At 65.8% G+C, this 20520-nt stretch carries 15 protein-coding genes and 1 tRNA gene; 8 read left to right on the top strand and 8 right to left on the bottom strand.

The annotated features are described in order from the left end of the window. Positions 1 to 179: 179 nt before the first annotated feature. The 7 genes from C1O66_RS10490 to C1O66_RS10520 all read right to left on the bottom strand — a co-directional run bounded on the left by C1O66_RS10490 (position 180) and on the right by C1O66_RS10520 (position 11041). Positions 180 to 848 carry a histone gene (locus C1O66_RS10490; RefSeq protein WP_102767832.1) on the bottom strand — a complete coding sequence of 223 codons (669 nt, stop codon included), beginning with the start codon at positions 846 to 848 and terminating at the stop codon, positions 180 to 182. A gap of 242 nt (positions 849 to 1090) precedes the next feature. Further along, positions 1091 to 2311, bottom strand: coding sequence for a ribonucleotide-diphosphate reductase subunit beta (locus C1O66_RS10495; protein ID WP_102767833.1), 1221 nt, complete (start codon positions 2309 to 2311; stop codon positions 1091 to 1093). A 239-nt stretch (positions 2312 to 2550) separates the two neighbouring features. After that, positions 2551 to 5457: a ribonucleoside-diphosphate reductase subunit alpha gene (locus tag C1O66_RS10500; protein ID WP_102767834.1), complete on the bottom strand. Its 2907-nt coding sequence runs from the start codon at positions 5455 to 5457 to the stop codon at positions 2551 to 2553. An 801-nt stretch (positions 5458 to 6258) separates the two neighbouring features. Beyond that, entirely contained in the window at positions 6259 to 7842 is a 1584-nt protein-coding gene (locus C1O66_RS10505; RefSeq protein WP_102767835.1) for a sigma-54-dependent transcriptional regulator, read from the bottom strand. A 2-nt stretch (positions 7843 to 7844) separates the two neighbouring features. Next, on the bottom strand, positions 7845 to 9830 hold the full coding sequence (locus tag C1O66_RS10510; protein WP_102767836.1) for a sensor histidine kinase: 1986 nt from the start codon (positions 9828 to 9830) through the stop codon (positions 7845 to 7847). Continuing rightward, positions 9827 to 10075 carry a PP0621 family protein gene (locus tag C1O66_RS10515; protein WP_102767837.1) on the bottom strand — a complete coding sequence of 83 codons (249 nt, stop codon included), beginning with the start codon at positions 10073 to 10075 and terminating at the stop codon, positions 9827 to 9829. The genes C1O66_RS10510 and C1O66_RS10515 overlap by 4 nt, the downstream gene beginning before the upstream one ends. 63 nt (positions 10076 to 10138) lie before the next feature. After that, entirely contained in the window at positions 10139 to 11041 is a 903-nt protein-coding gene (locus C1O66_RS10520; RefSeq protein ID WP_102767838.1) for a cytochrome C assembly family protein, read from the bottom strand. A 50-nt stretch (positions 11042 to 11091) separates the two neighbouring features. Here C1O66_RS10520 and ffh point away from each other — a divergent pair, with 50 nt between their 5' ends. After that, positions 11092 to 12510 carry a signal recognition particle protein gene (gene ffh / locus C1O66_RS10525; RefSeq protein WP_102767839.1) on the top strand — a complete coding sequence of 473 codons (1419 nt, stop codon included), beginning with the start codon at positions 11092 to 11094 and terminating at the stop codon, positions 12508 to 12510. A gap of 110 nt (positions 12511 to 12620) precedes the next feature. Here ffh and ftsY read toward each other — a convergent pair whose 3' ends face one another. After that, a complete protein-coding gene (ftsY, locus tag C1O66_RS10530) occupies positions 12621 to 13868 on the bottom strand; it encodes a signal recognition particle-docking protein FtsY (RefSeq protein ID WP_333780323.1) in 1248 nt (415 codons plus the stop codon). Between the two features lie 213 nt (positions 13869 to 14081). On the opposite strand from ftsY, the gene C1O66_RS10535 reads away from it, so the two are divergent. From C1O66_RS10535 to C1O66_RS10565, 7 genes are all read left to right on the top strand, one after another. Next, on the top strand, positions 14082 to 14984 hold the full coding sequence (locus C1O66_RS10535; RefSeq protein WP_102767841.1) for a delta(1)-pyrroline-2-carboxylate reductase family protein: 903 nt from the start codon (positions 14082 to 14084) through the stop codon (positions 14982 to 14984). A 140-nt stretch (positions 14985 to 15124) separates the two neighbouring features. Continuing rightward, positions 15125 to 15201, top strand: a tRNA-Met gene (locus C1O66_RS10540). A 77-nt stretch (positions 15202 to 15278) separates the two neighbouring features. Then, on the top strand, positions 15279 to 17081 hold the full coding sequence (locus C1O66_RS10545; protein ID WP_133155162.1) for a site-specific integrase: 1803 nt from the start codon (positions 15279 to 15281) through the stop codon (positions 17079 to 17081). Between the two features lie 82 nt (positions 17082 to 17163). Next, positions 17164 to 18135 (top strand): hypothetical protein, encoded by a 972-nt coding sequence (locus C1O66_RS10550; RefSeq protein ID WP_133155163.1) that lies wholly within the window; start codon positions 17164 to 17166, stop codon positions 18133 to 18135. Beyond that, positions 18135 to 18839: a ParA family protein gene (locus C1O66_RS10555; RefSeq protein ID WP_102767844.1), complete on the top strand. Its 705-nt coding sequence runs from the start codon at positions 18135 to 18137 to the stop codon at positions 18837 to 18839. The genes C1O66_RS10550 and C1O66_RS10555 overlap by 1 nt, the downstream gene beginning before the upstream one ends. Next, positions 18818 to 19105 (top strand): hypothetical protein, encoded by a 288-nt coding sequence (locus tag C1O66_RS10560; protein WP_102767845.1) that lies wholly within the window; start codon positions 18818 to 18820, stop codon positions 19103 to 19105. Before C1O66_RS10555 ends, C1O66_RS10560 begins: the two co-directional genes overlap by 22 nt. A 306-nt stretch (positions 19106 to 19411) precedes the next feature. Continuing rightward, positions 19412 to 20491: an AcrVA2 family anti-CRISPR protein gene (locus C1O66_RS10565; protein ID WP_102767846.1), complete on the top strand. Its 1080-nt coding sequence runs from the start codon at positions 19412 to 19414 to the stop codon at positions 20489 to 20491. Positions 20492 to 20520: the final 29 nt, after the last annotated feature.

Raw genomic sequence — 20520 nt, forward strand, 5'->3', positions numbered from 1 at the left:
CCAGCGGGTCGCCGCTGCGCCCGATCGCCGCTCTCCCCTTTGCCCAGCTCCAGTTAAAGCGCTTCGACCTGCGCATCGCGTGCAGGCATGAAAAAACCCGGCCGAGGCCGGGTTTGAGAAGAAGCGGGTGCCGCCGCAAGCCGCCCTGAGGTGGCCTGCATGGCGCGGCAGCGCGCGACTTAGGGCTTGTTGCCGGTGGGGAAAGGCCAAGCGGCTTGCGGGCTCAGCGCGGTCTTGGCGGCCGGAGCGGCAGCAGCGGGCTTGGCAGCGGCCTTCTTGGCAGCCGGCTTTGCAGCAGCAGCCTTCGGAGCAGCAGCGGCCTTGGGCGCAGCAGCAGCCTTCTTCACCGGCGGCTTGATCGGCGCGGCGGCCTTCTTGACCGGCGGCTTGATCGGCGCAGCAGCCTTCTTCACGGGAGGCTTGATCGGTGCAGCGGCCTTCTTGGCAGGAGCAGCGGCCTTCTTCGCGGGAGCAGCAGCCTTCTTGGCAGGAGCCGCGGCCTTCTTCGCCGGAGCAGCAGCCTTCTTGGCAGGTGCAGCGGCCTTCTTCGCCGGAGCAGCAGCCTTCTTCGCCGGAGCAGCAGCCTTCTTGGCAGGTGCAGCAGCCTTCTTCGCCGGTGCAGCAGCCTTCTTGGCAGGAGCCGCGGCCTTCTTCGCCGGAGCAGCAGCCTTCTTGGCAGGTGCAGCAGCCTTCTTCGCCGGAGCAGCGGCCTTCTTGGCCGGAGCAGCAGCCTTCTTCGCCGGAGCGGCGGCCTTCTTCGCCGGTGCAGCAGCAGCCTTCGGTGCAGCAGCAGCCTTCTTCGCCGGAGCGGCGGCCTTCTTGGCCGGAGCCTTCTTCGCAGTTGCCATTTCAGTTCTCCTTGATCAAGTGAAAAGAGCACTGCCTACAGTCAGCGAGGCCGCTGCAGCGCAGTTATTTGCCGTCCGAATGTCACCCAGGAGGAGTGCCCCGGTACGGCAAATGGGGGTGCCGGTCACACGAGCCGCTGAGGGTTCAGCGGCGCGCAGAACTGGCCAATACACACATCTTTCTTCTAATCTTTTTCGTTGAGCTGAAACGGGGGCGAGGAAGGCCTCAGCCTTCAACGACCTCAGTCCCAGCTCAGCGCGCCACCGGTTTGGTACTCGATGACGCGGGTTTCGAAAAAGTTGCGTTCCTTCTTCAGGTCGATCATTTCGCTCATCCAGGGGAAGGGGTTCTCTTCATTCGGGAAGAGTTCCTCCAGACCGATCTGGGTGGCACGACGGTTGGCGATGTAGCGCAGATAGCCCTTGAACATCGATGCATTCAGGCCCAGCACGCCACGCGGCATGGTGTCTTCGGCGTAGGCGTACTCGAGCTCCACGGCCTTCATGAACAGGGCCTTGATCTCGGCCTTGAACTCGGCCGTCCAGAGCTGCGGGTTCTCGAGCTTGATCTGGTTGATCAGGTCGATGCCGAAATTGCAGTGCATGGACTCGTCGCGCAGGATGTACTGGTACTGCTCGGCCGCACCGGTCATCTTGTTCTGGCGGCCCATGGCCAGGATCTGGGTGAAGCCGACGTAGAAGAACAGGCCTTCCATCAGGCAGGCGAACACGATCAGGCTCTTCAGCAGGGTCTGGTCGGTTTGCTGCGTGCCCGTGTGGAAGTTCGGGTCCATGATCGCGTCGATGAAGGGGATCAGGAACTCGTCCTTGTCGCGGATGGACTTGACCTCGTTGTAGGCGTTGAAGATCTCGGCCTCGTCCAGACCCAGCGACTCCACGATGTACTGGTAGGCGTGGGTGTGGATGGCTTCTTCAAAAGCCTGGCGCAGCAGGAACTGGCGGCACTCGGGCGCCGTGATATGGCGGTAGGTGCCCAGCACGATGTTGTTGGCGGCCAGCGAATCGGCGGTGACGAAGAAGCCGAGGTTGCGCTTGATGATGCGGCGCTCGTCTTCGGACAGGCCGTTCGGGCTCTTCCACAGCGCGATGTCGCGCGACATGTTCACTTCCTGCGGCATCCAGTGGTTGGCGCAGGTGGCCAGGTACTTCTCCCAGGCCCACTTGTACTTGAAGGGTACGAGTTGGTTGACGTCGGTCTGGCCGTTGATGATGCGCTTGTCGGCGGCCTTGACGCGGCGCTCGGCAGCTTGAGCCGGCGACGATGCCAGCACCGCCGCGGTGGCGGGTGAGGAGGAGGTTAGGCCAGCTGCTGGGGCGGCGCCCGCGGCGGCCAGATGGGCGGCGCCGACGGAGGCATCAACACGCGCATTCGCAGCGGGGCTGGATGCGGCATTTGCAGTGGCTGAATCAGCAGGCTTCAGGTCTTCTTCCCAAACCAACATGGTGGACTTCCTATCGTGTCGAATTATCAGAGTGTTGTGTTCAAACACCAAGGACTTCTTGACATCAAGACGCCTTGTGCGTTGCTGTGCTGCATCGAATTTTCGATTCCGCGCACAAGATCACGCTCAACACATAACTTCAAATCTATGCATACAAAAGACCAGCGACATCGATGAACATTGACATCGCGGGCCGCAGACAAAAAGAGGCGATCTCACATCGCCTCTTTTTCATCTGCTTACTGGCAAGCCTCGCAATCGGGGTTGTCAATCGAGCAGAACTTCATGTCCGTGGCTGGCAACTCGGGTTCAGCGGCCACCGGTGCAGCAGCCACCGGTGCCGATGACAGGCCCGACGCGCCACCCGAGGACACCGCGTTGAGCTGGCCGGACTTGGTCACCGTGCTCTTCTCGGCATGGGTCGCGCCCATGGTGCGCAGGTAGTAGGTGGTCTTCAGGCCGCGCAACCAAGCCAGCTTGTAGGTCTCATCCAGCTTCTTGCCCGAGGCGCCGGCCATGTAGATGTTCAGGCTCTGCGCCTGGTCGATCCACTTCTGGCGGCGCGCGGCGGCTTCCACCAGCCACTGCGTTTCCACTTCGAAGGCGGTGGCGTAGAGGTTCTTCAGCTCTTCCGGCACGCGGTCGATGCGGCGCAGCGAACCGTCGAAGTGCTTGAGGTCCATGACCATCACGTCGTCCCACAGGCCCAGGGCCTTGAGGTCACGCACCAGCGCTTCGTTGATGACGGTGAACTCGCCCGACAGATTGGACTTGACCGAGAGGTTGCCGAAGCAAGGCTCGATGGATGCGTCCACGCCGATGATGTTGGAGATGGTCGCGGTCGGGGCGATGGCCACGCAGTTGCTGTTGCGCATGCCGTGGGTGGCGATGCGGGCACGCAGCGCATCCCAGTCCATGCTGGTCGAGCGGTCCACTTCCACATAGCCGCCGCGGGCTTCGGCCAGCAGCTCCAGCGAGTCGATCGGCAGGATGCCGCGGTCCCACAGCGAGCCGCGGTAGGACGAGTAGCGGCCGCGCTCTTCGGCCAGCTGGGTCGAGGCCCAGTAGGCGTAGTAGCAGATCGCTTCCATCGAACGGTCGGCGAACTCCACCGCTTCTTGCGAGGCGTAGGGCGTGCGCAGCGCATACAGCGCGTCCTGGAAGCCCATCAGGCCCAGGCCCACCGGGCGGTGGCGCAGATTGGAGTCACGCGCCTTCTTGACGGCGTAGTAGTTGATGTCGATCACGTTGTCCAGCATGCGCATGGCCGTGGCGATCGTCTTCTTCAGCTTTTCGTGGTCAACGCCACCGTCCTTCAAATGCTGGACCAGGTTGACCGAGCCCAGATTGCAGACGGCGATTTCGCTGTCGTTGGTGTTCAGCGTGATCTCGGTGCAAAGGTTGGACGAGTGCACCACGCCGACATGCTGCTGGGGCGAACGCACATTGCAGGCGTCCTTGAAGGTGATCCAGGGATGGCCGGTCTCGAACAGCATCGAGAGCATCTTGCGCCACAGGTCCTTGGCCGGCATGCGCTTGAAGAGCTTGATCTCGCCGCGGTCGGCCTTGGCCTCGTAGGCGGTGTAGGCGACTTCGAATTCCTTGCCGAACAGATCGTGCAGGTCCGGGCAGGTCGAAGGGCTGAACAGAGTCCAGTCGCCACCGTCCATGACACGGCGCATGAACAGATCGGGGATCCAGTTCGCGGTGTTCATGTCGTGGGTGCGGCGGCGGTCGTCACCGGTGTTCTTGCGCAGCTCCAGGAACTCTTCGATGTCCAGGTGCCAGCTTTCCAGATAGGCGCAGACGGCGCCCTTGCGCTTGCCGCCCTGGTTCACGGCCACAGCCGTGTCGTTCACCACCTTCAGGAAAGGCACGACGCCTTGCGACTTGCCATTGGTGCCCTTGATGTGCGAGCCGAGCGCGCGCACCGGGGTCCAGTCATTGCCCAGGCCGCCGGCGAACTTGGAGAGCAGCGCGTTCTCTTTCAGCGCCTCGTAGATGCCGTCCAGATCGTCGGCCACCGTGGTCAGATAGCAGCTCGACAGCTGCGAGCGGCGCGTGCCCGAGTTGAACAGGGTCGGGGTGCTGGACATGAAGTCGAAGCTGGACAGCACTTCGTAGAACTCGATGGCGCGGGCTTCGCGGTCGATCTCGTTGAGCGCCAGGCCCATGGCCACGCGCATGAAGAAGGCCTGCGGCATTTCGATGCGCTTGTCATCGATGTGCTGGAAGTAGCGGTCGTACAGGGTTTGCAGACCCAGGTAGTCGAACTGCAGATCGCGCTCGGCCTTCAGCGCCGCACCCAGGCGGGCCAGGTCGTACTGGGCCAGCTTCTCGTCCAGCAGCTCGGCGGCCACGCCCTTCTTGATGTACTTGGGGAAGTACTCGGCGTAGCGCTCTTGCATCTGCTCCTGGCTGATCTCGCCACCCACCACTTCGCGGCGGATGGTGTGCAGCAGCAGGCGTGCGGTGGCGCGGCTGTAGCCCGGGTCTTTCTCGATCAGGGTACGGGCGGCCAGGATGGAGGCCTTGTAGACCTCGTCAATGGGCACGCCGTCGTACAGATTGCGTTTGGTCTCGGCCAGGATGGGCTCGGGCTTCACATCGGCGCCGAGGTTGGCACAGGCCGACACGATCAGGCTTTGCAGATGGGGCAGATCCAGCGGCACGCGCTGGCCGTTGTCGATCACGGTCAGCGTGCTCTCAGCCGGCGCGGTTTCCACCAGACCCTGGCGCTGGCGCTCCTGGAAGCGGCGCTCGCGGTACAGCACATAAGCACGTGCCACTTCATGATGGCCGCCGCGCATCAGGCCCAGTTCCACCTGGTCCTGGATGTCTTCGATGTGGAAGGTGCCACCGCTCGGGCGCGAACGCAGCAGGGCGCGCACCACCGCTTCGGTCAGGCCGTCCACCGTCTCGCGCACGCTGGCCGAGGCCGCGCCGGTCGTGCCGTGCACGGCCAGAAAGGCCTTCATCAGGGCCACGGCGATCTTGCTCGGCTCGAAGGCCACCACCGCGCCGTTGCGGCGCAGGATCTGATAGGCCTGGAACGCCGACTGGGCGGCCAGGCTCAGGGTGGACGACGCCAGGCGGCTGGCGCCTTCAGGCGCCGGGTTCACAGCGGGAGCGGCTTGTGTCTGCATGGATCTTCCTTGTGAGGTCACGTTTGATTCAGTCAATACATAGCGGGGCGGCGGCGTGTTGCGCGCCCGTCAGGGGCATCGCTGGCACACGCCGGACCGCCTCGGGTCGGGCAATGGTTGTTTCCGGCTGCTGGCGCGAAGCGGATCGGGCTCCTGGGGAGCACCGGCCGGCTCGGCCGACTGCTGCGAGGTTGACGCAAGAACCCGCGATCCATCGGCGGGTGGCGCCTGCTTCGCCGCGGCTGCCGCACCGACCGGTGGGTCGGCGAGCGCCGTTCGAAGCCTCGAAATCAAGTCTTGGGCCCTGCTCCAGCCCCTGCCGCCCGAAGGCGTGAAGAGGTGTCTCCAGAGCACCGCAGCCAAGATTGAAGGATACCATGAAGAACACTATATCTGGGGCCGACCACCCCCTCAAGCACTACCGATAGCGTATCAATCCGGTTGACGACCCCGTATGAACGCGCTATGTCCCAGCCCCCGACAAGCCCGAGAAACCGGGGCTTGCCGCCTGTTTTGAGCAGGAAATCACGGTCTGAATTCGATGGCCACGCGCAACGCGCGCGCCAACCCGCATCAAATCAGGCCTGGCGGCCGAAATCGCTCGCCAAGCCGCGTCAATGCTGGCTCGGCGCGAAGGCGCTTGGCCACATTTCGAACCCCAGCACGTCAGCCTGAAGCCGGTCCACAGCTCCGTTGGAGCGGCTCATCCAGGCAGCCAAGGGCCCGTGCAGCAGCGCGGCCAGCGCCCAGACTTACGTTTTTTTACCGAGTCCGCATCAGGGGCATCTCAAGGCCCCGCGATCAGTCGCCCGCCGTGATGCCCAGGCGGGCCATGCGGTAGCGGATCTGCCGCAGGCTCAGGCCCAGGGCCGCGCCGGCCGCTGTGCGGTTGAAGCGGTGCCGCGCCAGGGCGCGCAGCAGGATCTCGCGCTCCACCTCATCCAGGTAGACGGCCAGATCGGCAGGCAGTTCTTGGCTCTGCCCCTGGTCCAGCGCCTCATCCGATTCACCCAGCCCTGCAACAGCGCCGGCCTCCGCCGGCTCCAGCGCATCGAAAGCGCCGAGCTGCGAGTCATCGAGCACATCCTCGGGCAGGCCCAGGTCGGCCGCCATGATCCACTCGCCGCCCGACAGGGCCAGGGCGCGGTGCAGGAGGTTCTCCAGCTCCCGCACATTGCCGGGGAAGGCATAGCGGCCGAGCAGCTCGAGTGCATCGGCGCTGAGGCGCGGCACCGGCGACACGCCAGCATCCTGGGCAATGCGCTGCAGCACCCGCTCGCCGATCTGGGCCACATCCTCGATGCGCTCGCGCAGCGGCGGCACGCGCAGCTGGATCACATTGAGGCGGTAGAACAAGTCCTGGCGAAAGCGACCGGCGGCCACTTCGGCGCTGAGGTCTTTGTGGGTGGCGCTGAGGATGCGCACATTGACCGGCGCCTCCACCACCGCGCCCACCGGCCGCACCGAACGCTCCTGGATGGAACGCAGCAGCTTGCTCTGCATGGCCAGGGGCAGATCGCCGATTTCATCAAGGAACAAGGTGCCGCCATCAGCCGCCTGGAAGAAGCCCTCGCGGTCTTCGTGCGCGCCGGTGAACGCGCCCTTGCGGTAGCCAAAGAACTCGGCCTCCAGCAGCTGCTCGGGAATGGCGCCGCAGTTGACGGCCACAAAGCGCTGGCGCGCCCGCACGCCACTGTCGTGGATGGCGCGGGCCACCAGCTCCTTGCCGGTGCCCGACTCGCCCTGCAAAAGCACCGGCGCCATGCTGCGCGAGACCTTGTCGATCAAGGCCCTCACCTCCTGCATGGCCGGCGATTGCCCGGCCAGGCGGGACAGAGCCGAGTTGCTGGCCGGCACTGCCGCTGCGGCAGCCCGCGGCGCCGGCGTCTTGGCCACAGGTGATGCCTGAGGCTCGGGTGCTGCAGTCGGCGCAGCCGCAGCCGCAGGCGCAGCGATCGGCGACTTGGCCACCACCGGCGGCGCGGCCGGCACACGACCCAAGGCCGAGGCCACCACCAGGCGGAACTGACGCAGGTCCACCGGCTTGGTCAGGTAGTCGTAGGCCCCGGCCTTGAGCGCTTCGACGGCGTTCTCGGCCGAGCCGTAGGCGGTGATCACCAGGGTCTTCTCGCCACGGCCTTGCTGCTCCAGCCAGTGCAGCAGATCCAGGCCGCTGCCATCGGGCAGGCGCATATCGGTGATCACGGCGCTGTAGCTCTGCGCTTGCAGGCGCGCCAGGCCTTCGCTGACGCTGCCGGCGGTCTCCAGCTCATAACCCTCGCGCAGCAGGGTCAGCTCGTAGAGCGTGCGCAGATCGGGTTCGTCATCGACCACCAGGAGGCGGTGCGTGGGGCCGACGGCTGCAGGCGAACTGCTGCTACTCATGCTCATCTCGAATTCGTTGGGGAGGGGGTGAAAGCAGCCGGCGGGGTGCTCGGCGGCGGCACGCGGCGCAAGCGCAGCACAAACTCATTGCCGGGCAAGTGCAGGTCATGGCGGCGCTGCACATCGATGCGGGCGCCGTAGCGTTCGCACAGCTCCCGGCAAATGTACAAGCCCAGGCCCGAGCCGCGGCTGCGCGTGGAGAAGAAGGGCTCGAACAGATGCCGTTCCACCTCGGGCGCGATCGGCCGGCCGGCGTTGAAAATCACCAGACGCGCCCAGCCTGGGCCGCTGGCGGCCGCCTCTTCTTCCAGCAAGACCTGCACCGAAGCCGGCCCCGGGTCGGCATGGCGCAGCGCGTTGTCCAGCAAATTGACCAGCACGCGACGCAGGTGCTCGGGGTCGAAGCTGACCACCAAAGGCTGCAAGGGCACGACACAGCTGAGCGGGTCCAGCGGCCCCGGCGCCAGCTGGTTGGTGCGCGCCCAGTCGAGGCAGGTCTCGTTGACCAGGGTGCTGGCATCGACCGGCGTGGGCGTGGGCACGGCGCCGGGCGCCACCTCCAGCACATCCTCGACGATGCGCTTGAGCCGCTGCACATTGGAGGCCACCATGCGCGTGAGCTGCTGCGCACGCGGCTCGCCGCTGGTGTCCTCGGCCAGCAAGGCATTGGCCTGATCGATGGCGGCCAGCGGGTTGCGGATCTCATGCGCAATGCCGGCCGAGACCCGGCCCATGGCCGCCAGCTTTTCCTGCTGGCTGCGCGCCTGGACCTGGCGGTTGTCCTCGATCAGCAGCACGCACAAATCCTCGGTGGTGTGCGACTCGCGCCGGCGCGTGAAGCGCATGCGCAGGCGCAGGCTGCGCTGCCAGCCGCTGGGGAAGCTGAGGCTGACATCGCGCCCCAGCTCGGGCCAGTTGCCGGCCACAAAGGCCTGCTCCACTGAAGCCACCAGGGGCTGCCAGGCCGGCACGCCGCGCAGGCGGAATGGCGCCTTGCGCACCATGGCCGGGCCGGCCGGCGCTGCCTCAGCTGCGGCCACTGGCGCGCCATCGGCCAGCAGGATGCGCGCGGCCGGGTTGGCCGCCCGCACGCGGCCACGCCGGTCCACCACCAGCACGCCCTCTTGCATCTCCTCGATCACCAGCCGGTTCAGCTGCGCCTGCTGGCGCGCCAGCTCCATGCTGCCGCGGGCCGCGCGCTCCTCGCGCGCCAGGCGCCCAGCCAGCTCGCTGGCCAGCAAGCTGACCACAAAAAAGCCGCTGCCGACCAGGCCGGCCTGGGTCATGCGCAGGCCGATGTCGGCCCCCTCCAGCACCGCCCAAGCCGCCACGCCCAGCATCAACAAGGCCGCCATGGCCGCCGTGGCCAGGGCCAGCAGGCGCGGGGTCAGCACGCCGGCCATCAGCACCGGCAAGACGAACAAGGCGCCGTAGTTGACGCCAGCCAGGCGGTCGAAGGCATGGAGCAGGCCGAACAAACCGAGGTCCAGGCCGATGCTGGCCCACCACTGCGGGCTGGAGATGCGCGCCAGATTCTTGGCCGTGGCACCTCGCTGCAAACGCGGCAGCAGCCACAAGGCCAGGGCCTCGGCGGCATAGAGCAGGCACAGGGCCAGGGTCCAGCGCGGCGGCGAGGCGCCGAGCAGGCCGGCAATCACCTGGGTGGCCACCAGCACCAGGCCCAGGGCCGCACGGGCGGCCAGAAACGCGCGGTACAGGCGCGAAAACGCATTGCCCCCGGCTTGCACCAGGCGCCGCGCCTGCTGGAAAAAGAACTGAGAGTCCTCGGCGCTCTCGTGCAGCGGCTCGGCTTGCAAGGCATCCCAGGCGGCGCCCTCGGCCTGACTCGGGCCCCAGCCGCCACCGAGGCTGCTACCGGCGTCAAACTGCGACTCGCCCGCCTCGCCCGTCTCGGCGGCCTCCAGCTCATGCCCCGGGCCGAACCAGGACTGGGCCGGATCCGCCCGCTTGCTGGCGCCCAAGCTCATCGCGGGCCGCCGTGCTCCGCCTCGTACTGGCTGCGATGCGCCGCGCTGCAGAACACCCCGCCCATGCCGGGCAAGGCCTCATCGCGCGGCAGATGCAGGCCGCAATGCGCACAGCTGAGCATGTCCTGGGGCGTGGCCGGGCCGGGTTTCTTCTTCTCGGCCGGCGGCGCGGCCGGACGCGCGCGCTTGAAGCCCAGCACAAAGAACAGGAGGGCCAGCAGGATGATCAGAAGCAGATATTTCATGGACGCAATCGAGACAACAGTTCAGCGATTTGGGCGGCGCGGCTGGCGATCAGCAGGCGCCGATCACAGCGGCGCGCGCTGCAACAGCACTTCCAGCACAAAGCGCGAGCCGGCATAGGACAGCAGCAGGAGCAAGGCGCCGAAGTACAACCAGCGCGTGGCGCGCCGGCCGCGCCAGCCAAAGACCTGGCGGCCGGTCAGCAAGCCACTCAGCACCAGCCAGCCCAGCACGGCGAACAAATTCTTGTGATCCCAGCGCCACTGCGGCGTGAACCACCAACCCAGCAGCAAAGCCAGGGACAGCATGCTCACACCGGCCGCCACAAACTGAAAGGTCAGGCGCTCCAGCCGCAGCAGCGGCAGGCCCGGCTCGGAGCGTGCGCCCAGCATGCCGGCCCGGCCCATGGTGCCCGAGGCCACCTGCCGCATCTGCCGCATCTGCCGCTCGGCCCGGCTCAGCAAGGCCGCATGCAACACCGCCACACCGAACAAACCGTACGAGGCCAGGCCCAGCACCCAGTGCAGCGGCGCCCAGGGCGAGCCGGCCAGCGGCCGTGCCTCGCCCGGAAACACCCAGGCCAGCGCCACCACCGCCATCGCCAGCAGGGCCAGCACCCGGCGCACCCCGGGCACAGCCAGCGGCAAAAAGCGGCTCTCCACCAGATACACGCTGAGCACCAGCCAGACCGTCATCGACAAGGCCGGCGCAAAGCCGAAACGCGCCCCCACCAGATCCTGGCCGAGGCCGGCGATGTCCAGCACCAGGGCGGCCAGATGCGCCGACCAGGCCAGCAGAACCGGCCAGTCCAGGCCCAGCCGCGCACGCTCGGGCGCACCATTGGCGGCGCGTGCGACCGGCGCACGCAGGCCCACCCAGAGGTAGCTCAAGGCTGCCAGCACACTGGCCGCAGTCAGCCACGGCGTGACAGCCGCCGAGGGGCTCATGAAGGCAGACGATAAAATCATCGGCACAGTGTACTTTTGCGCGCCGCCCGTCCGGACCGGCGCCACCCCCCATGGCTTCCAATTTGACCGACCGCCTGAGTCGCCTCGTGAAAACGATGCGCGGCCAAGCCCGCATCACCGAAAGCAATGTCCAGGAGATGCTGCGCGAAGTGCGCATGGCCCTGCTGGAAGCCGACGTGGCCCTGCCCGTCGTGCGCGACTTCATCGCGCGGGTCAAGGAGAAGTCACTCGGCGCCGAGGTCGTGGGCTCGCTCAACCCGGGCCAGGTGCTGGTCTCCATCGTCCACAAGGAACTCGCCGCCACCATGGGCGAGGGCGTGGCCGACATCAACCTGGCCGCCCAGCCGCCCGCCGTTATCCTGATGGCCGGCTTGCAAGGTGCCGGCAAGACCACCACCACCGCCAAGCTGACCAAGCACCTGATCGAGAAGCGCAAGAAGAAGGTGCTGACCGTCTCGGCCGACGTCTACCGCCCGGCCGCCATCGAACAGCTCAAGACCGTCACCAAGCAGGCCGGCGGCGAGTGGTTCGCCTCCAGCCCCGAGCAGAAGCCGCGCGACATCGCCCTGGCCGCGATCGACTACGCCAAGAAGCATTACTTCGACGTGCTGCTGGTCGACACCGCCGGCCGCCTGGCCATCGACGAAGCGTTGATGGCCGAGATCCGCGATCTGCACGCGGTGCTGAACCCGGTTGAAACCCTGTTCGTCGTCGACGCCATGCAGGGCCAGGACGCGATCAACACGGCCAAGGCCTTCAAGGAAGCCCTGCCCCTGACCGGCGTCATCCTGACCAAGCTGGACGGCGATTCACGCGGCGGCGCCGCGCTGTCGGTGCGCCAGATCACCGGTGCGCCGATCAAGTTCGCGGGCACGTCCGAGAAGATCGACGGCCTGGAAGTGTTCGACGCCGAACGTCACGCCGGCCGCGTGCTGGGCATGGGCGACATCGTGGCCCTGGTCGAGGAAGTGACCAAGGGCGTGGACGTGGCCGCCGCGCAGAAGCTGGCCGACAAGCTCAAGACCGGCAGCGGCTTCGACCTCAACGACTTCCTGGCCCAGATCTCGCAGATGAAGAAGATGGGCGGCCTCTCCGGCTTGATGGACAAGCTGCCCACCCAGATGACCGCCAAGGCCGGTGCGGCCGACATGGACCGCGCCGAGCGCGACATGAAACGCATGGAAGGCATCCTCAATGCCATGACAGCCAAAGAGCGCGCCAAGCCCGCCCTGCTGCTGGACGGCAAGAGCAAGGCCAGCCGCAAGCGCCGCATCGCCGCCGGCGCCGGCGTGCAGATCCAGGACGTCAACCGCGTGCTGGCTCAGTACGACCAGATGCAGGGCATGATGAAAAAGATGAGCGGCGGCGGCCTGATGAAGATGATGAAGAAGATGGGCGGCATGAAAGCCATGAAGGGCATGATGGGCGGCGGCGGTGGCATGGGCGGCATGGGTGGGCTCGGCGGCTGAAGCCCCAAGCCCCCGGCCCTTCACCGACGAAAAAGCCACCGCAAGCGGTGGCTTTTTTCATGGTGCAGAAACCGAGCGGTTCACCGGTTCACCCGCTCGAGAATCTCCGCTCACTCCAACAAGGCCTGCGCGAACTCGCGCGCATTGAAGGTCTGCAGGTCTTCCAGCTTCTCGCCCACTCCGATGAAATAGACCGGAATGGCGCGCTCGCGGGCAATCGCCGCCAGCACGCCGCCCTTGGCCGTGCCGTCCAGCTTGGTGACGATCAGGCCGGTCAGGCCCAGCGCGTCATCGAAGGACTTGACCTGGCTGAGCGCGTTCTGGCCGGTGTTGCCGTCCACCACCAGCAGCACCTCGTGCGGCGCATCGGCCTGCGCCTTGGTGATCACGCGCTTGATCTTCTTCAGCTCTTCCATCAGATGCAGCTGGGTCGGCAGGCGGCCTGCTGTGTCGGCCAGCACCACATCGCAGCCGCGCGCACGGCCGGCGCTGACCGCATCAAAAGTGACCGAGGCCGGGTCGCCGCCCTCCTGGCTGATGATCTGCACCTGGGTGCGGTCGGCCCAGACCGACAGCTGCTCACGCGCGGCCGCGCGGAAGGTGTCAGCCGCGGCCAGCAGCACTTTTTGGTCGGCCTCGGCCAGATGGCGGGTGAGCTTGCCGATGCTGGTGGTCTTGCCGGCGCCGTTGACGCCCACCACCATCATCACCGTCGGGCTGTGCTGGCCCACGGCCAGGCTTTTCTCCAGCGGCTTGAGCAGTTCGGCCAGAGCCTCGACCAGCAGACCGCGCACGGCCTGAGGGTCGGTCGCCTTGGCTTCCTTGACGCGGCGTTTCAGATCGGTCAACAAGAACTCGGTCGCCTTGACGCCGGTGTCAGCCATCAGCAGCGCTTCTTCCAGCTCCTCGTACAGCGCATCGTCGATCTGTGTGCCGGTGAAGACCTGGGCGATGCTGGAGCCAGTTTTGCGCAGGCCCTGACGCAGCTTGTCGATCCAGCTGCGGCGCGGCTCGGGCGCCGGCGCCGGGGCTTCAACGGCCACAGGCACGGTCGCCACCGCAGCAGCGGCCGGGGCTGACGCTGGCAGCGCGGCGGGCTCGGCCACAGACGCCAACTCCGGCGCCAACTCAGGCGCGGACACCGGATCCGAGGCCGGAGCCAAAACCGGAGCTGGGGTCGGAGCCGGAGCCGCGACAGGAGCGGGCTCAGGCGCCGGGCTGCTGGAAAACTTTTTCTTGAAGAAACTGAACATGGGCACTTTGGGCTGCGGCGCTGCGGCGGCCTCACGATCGGGAGGACAGGAAGCCGGGGCAGTGCCAGCGGGCGAGTGGGCCGGCGGAGCCAGCGCGACGCTCATCCCGGTGATCGGGGTTCGCACCGCAGCGGGACGTCGGCATCGACCCCCTCGCCTGCGGCTGCGGCCGGAATCATAAACGGCGCCCCTCCAGCGCCAGCCGCCGCCGCGAAATGCCCGAAATGCCCGGCCACCCGGTCGACTGCCACGCCCCGGGTGGATACTCGAATCCCGCTACGCTTCCAGCCGCCGCCTCGCCGCCCGGCTCGCGCCCCGATGGACATCCTCGACGCCCAGGCCACAGCCGCCCTGCTGCCTTTCGATCGCCTCGTGCCGGCCGTGGCACAAGCCATGCTGGACCTGCGCGCCGGGCTGATCCACGCGGCCACCCGCTCCGTCCTGCCCTTGCCCGATGGCGGCAGCTATCTGGCCATGCCCTGCACCGATGCGCAGTACGCCATCACCAAGCTGGTCGCCGTCACCCCTGCCAACCGGGCCTTGGGCCAGCCCACCATCCAGGGCCGCTTGCTGGTCAGCAGCGCCAGCCACGGCGAACCGCTGCTGGTGATGGACGGCTCGGTGGTCACCGCGCGCCGCACAGCCGCCGTCACCCTGCTCGGCATCGAAACCCTGCTGCATCGCCCGCCCGCGGTGCTGACCCTGGTCGGCACCGGCGAACAGGCACGCAGCCACGCCTGGGCCATGAGCCAGCGCTGGCCCGGCGTGCAGCTGCGCTGCGTCGGCCGCAACCGCGGCCAGGGCGAGGCTTTCGCCGCGCAGCTGAGCAAGGAAGGCCTGCCGGGCCTGCGCGCCCTGCCCCTGGAGCAGGCGCTGGAAGACAGCGAGGTCACGGTGGCCGCCACCACCAGCCTCAGCGCTGTGCTGCCCGCGCATGTGGCCGACACCACCTTGATCGTCGGCATCGGCAGCTTCACGCCGCAGATGGCCGAGCTGCCCGCCAGCGAAGTACGCCGCCGCCAGGTCTGGGTCGACGACCTCGACGGCGCCCGCCACGAAGCCGGCGACCTGCTGCAGGCCGGCATCGACTGGAGCCGCGTGCACAGCCTCGCCGAAGCACTGCGTCACTCCGATCTGATTCGCCCGCCGCTCTTGTTCAAGACCGTCGGCCATGCCGCCTGGGACCTGGCCGCCGTGCGCGTCGCGCTGCAAAGCTCATGACACGAGGCTTGGGGCCGATTTCAGCCCCGGCTGCAGCCGGCCGCCGTCCCTTGCCCCACCTTTCGTTTTCAAATTTCCTGAGATTTTTTCAAAGAACTCTTGCGCCGCCCAAAAAACCGGTGCTATAGTAGAGGGCTTGAGGCGCTTTAGCTCAGCCGGTTAGAGCGACGGAATCATAATCCGCAGGTCCGGGGTTCGAATCCCTGAAGCGCCACCAAATCCTAAAAGAGGCCACCGAGTCAACGACTTAGTGGCCTTTTTTCTTTGGCCGGGTGTCCACTTGAGGTATCCACCTTGGCCACTCGTCGTCCCGCACGGCTCCAACTGAACCGCCACGGCGTGTTCAGCTTCCGCTGGATCGTGCCCACTCGACTTCGAGACGAGCAAGGGAAGCCTCGGGAGATCCGTGTGTCGCTTCGCACCCGCGACGCACGTCATGCTCGCATCCTGGCCATGTCTGTGAACTTGGCCCTGGAAAGGATCTGCGAGATGAGTTCGAACATCGACCCGCGCGACCTGCTGCAGCAGATGACGCTGCAAGCCGGCGACCTGAAGATCGACATCAAGGACCTGAACGATCTCACCCTGTTCAATGAGCTGCTCAAAGCGCAGCCGCAGCTCAAGGACATGCTGGAGAAGGCCGCTGGCAGCCTCAGCGATCCCCAGGCCATCGTTCGCACGCTGTCCCAGTCCGTGGTCAAAGCAGCCGGCCAACCTGCCTTCGGCTCGATCAAGCCACAGAGGTTGACCGCCGCCGTCGACGAGTACATCGAGTCCCGCGACGGTGTCGGGCGCAACAGTGAGTCCACCGGGGCCGAAAAGAAGCGGTCGCTGGACAGCCTGACGATGTTCCTCAAGCGCAGCCTTGAGGTCGACATCAGCAAGACGCACGCTCACGAGCTGACCCGGGCCACCCTGCTCAGGTTCGTCAACTTCTACGCCAAGTATGGCGCCGTCACATCCGACGCCGTCTGGGACAAGACTGTTGAAGGCAAAGACACCGGCAAGGGCAAAGACGGCCGTCCCGCCAAGTCCCACCGCGGCGTCGCCGCCCGCACTTTGCTCAAGGCCATCGGTCACCTTGAGGACTTCTGCACCTACTGCGTCACTAGCGAAGTGATGGCATCCAATCCGATCGATGAAGACTTCCGCAAAGCCTTGAAAGGGATCAAAGACGAAGCGGCCACGGCCCGCAAGCACAACGGCTACCGGCCGTTCAGCCCGGATCAACTCAAGCTCATCTTCGATCCCGAAAAGTACCTGGCAGCCAACTCGGCTGCAGACTACTTCTGGTGTGCACTGATAGCCCTGTTCACCGCCGCTCGGCTCGGTGAGATCGTCACCCTCACCCTGGCAGACATCTACGTTGACCCAGCCTCAGGCGTGTTGGTCTTCCGAATCCGAGAGGATGAAGAGTCAGGCCGGCGCGTTAAGAACAAGAACTCCGAGCGCATCGTCCCGGTGTCGCGCCGCCTGATCGAGATTGGCTTCTGGGAGTACGTGGAACATGCGCACACCCTGGGTGCCTTGACCTTGTTCCCTCATCTGAAGCAAGGCGCTACCCGCGCCAGCGACCCCAGCAAGAACCAGAGCCGCCGGTTCGCTGATTACCTGACCGACTTGGGAATCACGGACGAAGACCTGGTCTTCCACAGCTTTCGCCACACTGCAATCACGACGATGCTCGGGCGCGGGGTGCCGCCGATGGACTCAGAACTGATCGCCGGACATGCGGCGCAGGATCTGGCCATGAGGGCGGAGAGCATCTCGGGCGCCAGGCGCACTTGGAGCACCACCCAAGCGTCCACTTACGCCCACGCAACGCTGTTTGCAGAGGAGGGTGAACCACTCCTCAAGCGCCTGCAGCGTCACGTTGACCACGCGCTCGACTTCAACCTCGACTACCTCGGCCTGCGCTCCGCAGCCGAGATCGTCCGGAAAAACACAACCAAACAAATCCGCGACGGCGCGGCGGTGTTCAAGTCAGGTTGGCATACGAACGCGAAGGACTACGCGCAGCAGATGCTCGACGAGTTCCGCAGGTCGCGCGCCGTGGCCGCGGCAACAACACCGGGTGACTCAGACACCGCCGTCTAGAAGCAGCATTTCCGGGCTCGCCGCAACACGCATTTCCAGGACAGCACCTTCACGCGTTAACAACTACATGGGAGAGCTCGAAATGCTGCTGCGTACACCGAACCGAACGCCGGAGACCCTGCAGTCCTACCGGCGGGTCATGCGAACCCTGGAGAACCACCTCGCCCGGCGCTTGGCTGTAGGCGATCTGCGGCACCTGGACGATCGGAACCTGCAACTGGCCATCACTTGGCACGACCTGCGGCCGTTCATCTCTGCATCGACTGACCGCCAGTACAAAGCGGCACTGATGCAGCATCTGCGCGAGCACCCGAGCGAGGAAGACATCGACCGGGTCGTGATGGAGCTGTTGGATCCCGAGCAGGGGATCTCCGAGATCGAACACGACGATAGGCTGGCTGAGCAGCGCAAACGCAACCTCATGGAGCGCCGCGGGTCCCAGCAGCGGGCTCGGTACGTCAGTCCGGAAGACTGGCACACCCTAATCACGGCGCTCTGCGCATCCAGCTCGCAGGTGGGCAAACTGGCTGCCGTCTGGCTGGCATCCACTCGAGCCACGGGACTGCGCCCGTGCGAATGGGCGACCGCGCGCCGACAAGGGGTGACGCTGATCGTCCAGAACGCAAAGGCCACCAATGGTCGCTCCCACGGCCCCACGCGCGAGATCTTCGTAGGCGGTCTCGACCCTATGCAGTTGCGCATCATTGACAGCCTGCTTGATGTCATGGCCATGCTGCCCGAGGGTGCCTTCGTGGACCTCTACAACCGTGTGCGAGATCTGGTGGCAGACGTCGGACGAGCCAGCCTGACCAAGCGGTCCACCTACCCGACCCTCTATTCCGCCCGGCATCTGTTCGCCGCGGAGGCCAAACGCGAGCTCACCCGCATCGAAGTGGCCGCGCTGATGGGACATCGCAGCATCGCCAGCGCAGCGCAGAACTACCTCGAAGGTCGTTACGCGCAGGGCGGCGGCGCACTCAAAGTGCGAGCGAGCGACCGGGACATGGACACCGTGCGCCGCGCAAACGGCTCAGACCCCGACCTCAAGCATTGATGGGCAACGATCCCATGAGCGTCAGCATGTCGTCACGTCATCATGATCGCGCCCCTGGCACTTGCACGCTTGCAGTCTTCTCGCAGAAAGGTGGCAGCGGCAAGTCAACCCTGGCCATCCATCTGTCGGTGCTGGCCGCCAGAGGACGCAAGGTGCTGCTCGTCGATGCCGATCCGCAGGGCACGGTCTCGGCATGGGCCGAGACACGACAGCGACCAGACCCCCTCGTGGTTCGGGCGGATCCCAGCTCCATCACCGAAATCGTCAGCCATGCCACGACCGAGCGGTTTGAACTGGTGATCGTGGACTGCCCGCCCCATGCTGCCGCCGGAACAACCGCTCTGCTGCGCGTTGCCGATCACATCGTCATCCCGGTCCAGCCGTCGATGCCCGACATCGCGGCCACGCGCCGGACGGTTGCGTTGACGACGGCTGCCGGCAAGCCGCACTCGTTTGTGATCAATCGCGCACCGGCCCGAGCGCTGGAGGTGCAGCAGGCGATTGACGCACTCACACCGGCCGGACCAGTGGCGCCTGTGACCATCGGCGATCGCCGCGCGTTCTCGCGCGCGCTCACTGACGGCTTGGCGGTGAGCGAGAGGGCAAAGGATGAGGACAAAGCCGTCCTGGAAATCCTTCGGTACTACCTGTGGCTGGACAGCCACCTTCTGGAGATAGAACGATGCAACCGAGCAGCAGCCTGACGAAGTTCGCAATCAAGCCGGCCACGCCCGTAGCCCCTGCAGTCGCAGCACCAGCGGCGTCCGACCCGCACGCAGCGGCTGAACTCAAGGGCCGAGGCCGCGGGAAGAACAAGCGCGTGGGTATCGCCGTCCGGTTGGGCCACGAAGACTGGTACCGCCTCCATGACCTGGCTGTGCGCGAGCACACGTCGCTGCAGGCCCTCATCGTTGCAGGTCTCAGCGCAGTGATGGAGCAGCGAGGACTGCCACCGCTGTCGGGCAGTTGATCTCGCGCCGCCCCCTCAATTTAGGGGGTGAGGTTGCAGCTTGTCAGCGAGCTGATCAGACCCCACGTTAAGCAGCTGAGAGCAGCAACAACTCAACATCGGGATTTGCTCCCGGGTCTGGCTCGCCAGATCACTTTGCGGTGTGAACCGCGAGGCCCAGCTACTCGTTCCGCGGTGATTGGCCCCCGTGACCTCGCGACTCAGTGCTCGTCACTGAGTCATTGGGGCTGTGGGCGCCAACCAGATCGCGACTGACGTTTTTCGTGAGCTCGATGGTTTCCGCAGCTCGGCAACCACACCGGGATCATGAGCGAAACGAATCACCTGGGGCACGCGAAGCGCCCCAACGAACTGCTGGCCGCATACACGCAGCGCTTCCCAAACGCGCACCGCGACATCGACGAGATGCGCATGGAGATGCGAGGAGTCAGTGCCCCCGATTGGCCTGACTGGTGTTACGCCCCTATTACGTGCAGCCAAGCAGCCATCGCCAACCACCTCGGGGTCTGCGTAACGCATCTGGGGGCGTCTTCCCCATTCGCAGTGATGGACGCAACGGCCTTTGCCGCACTGGCCGCATGGAGAAAAACTCGGGGCGTCTACACCTTCGACCCAACGGTCTACCAAGAAGTCTGCGAAACGCCGCTCGACGGCCAGCTTCCGTGCGACCTGCTGCTCCGGATGCCCGAATGGTGCGTCTACTTGCCCACTCCCAACATGAGCATCCTGGGCGGTTCGATCCATGGCTGCTTCGTCCATCTCGAACATGATGTCAACAATCAGCGAGCCGAGCTGCGACTGCTGTTCGATGTCGGATGTGATGACTACCAGCTCTTCTATCCGGTGCCTATTCATCTTGGTAACTGGACGCTGGCTGAGGCGCACGATCGAGCCAACATGGTCATCGCTGCGAGCCAAGGGCCACTTGGCATGTTGCGGATGCCAGATGAGCCCGCGATCAAACAGGCGATCGCAACGGCAACCAAAGCCGTTGTGAACCTGGTCCTGTTCTTGTGCAGCCAGGCGTCAGACATTTCGGGACGTCAAGGGCGACCTGGCAACCCGACGCCGACCAAGACCAGAAAGGGCTTCAAAGTATTCGCTGCACAGCAGACCCGGGAGTGGCTGGTTGGCGCGCGTATGGGCTCTGCCCTGCGAAAGGCACAGTCCCTCCGGGACGGAGCGGCCGAGCTCACCGAGCGCAACGGACCTCGACCGCACATCCGCCGGGCGCACTGGCATACCTACCGTACCGGCCCCCGAATCTGTGGCGGCCAGCGCATCCCCAGCACCGAGCGACAGGCTCAGCTGCGATGGCTTCATCCGACCCTTGTCCGGGTCTGCGATGAGGACAGGCTGACGACAGTTGTCTATCCCATCACCTGACCTGCGCAGTCGCCGCGCGACGATCCGAT

Source organism: Paucibacter aquatile, assembly GCF_002885975.1.
Taxonomy (GTDB): domain Bacteria; phylum Pseudomonadota; class Gammaproteobacteria; order Burkholderiales; family Burkholderiaceae_C; genus Paucibacter_A; species Paucibacter_A aquatilis.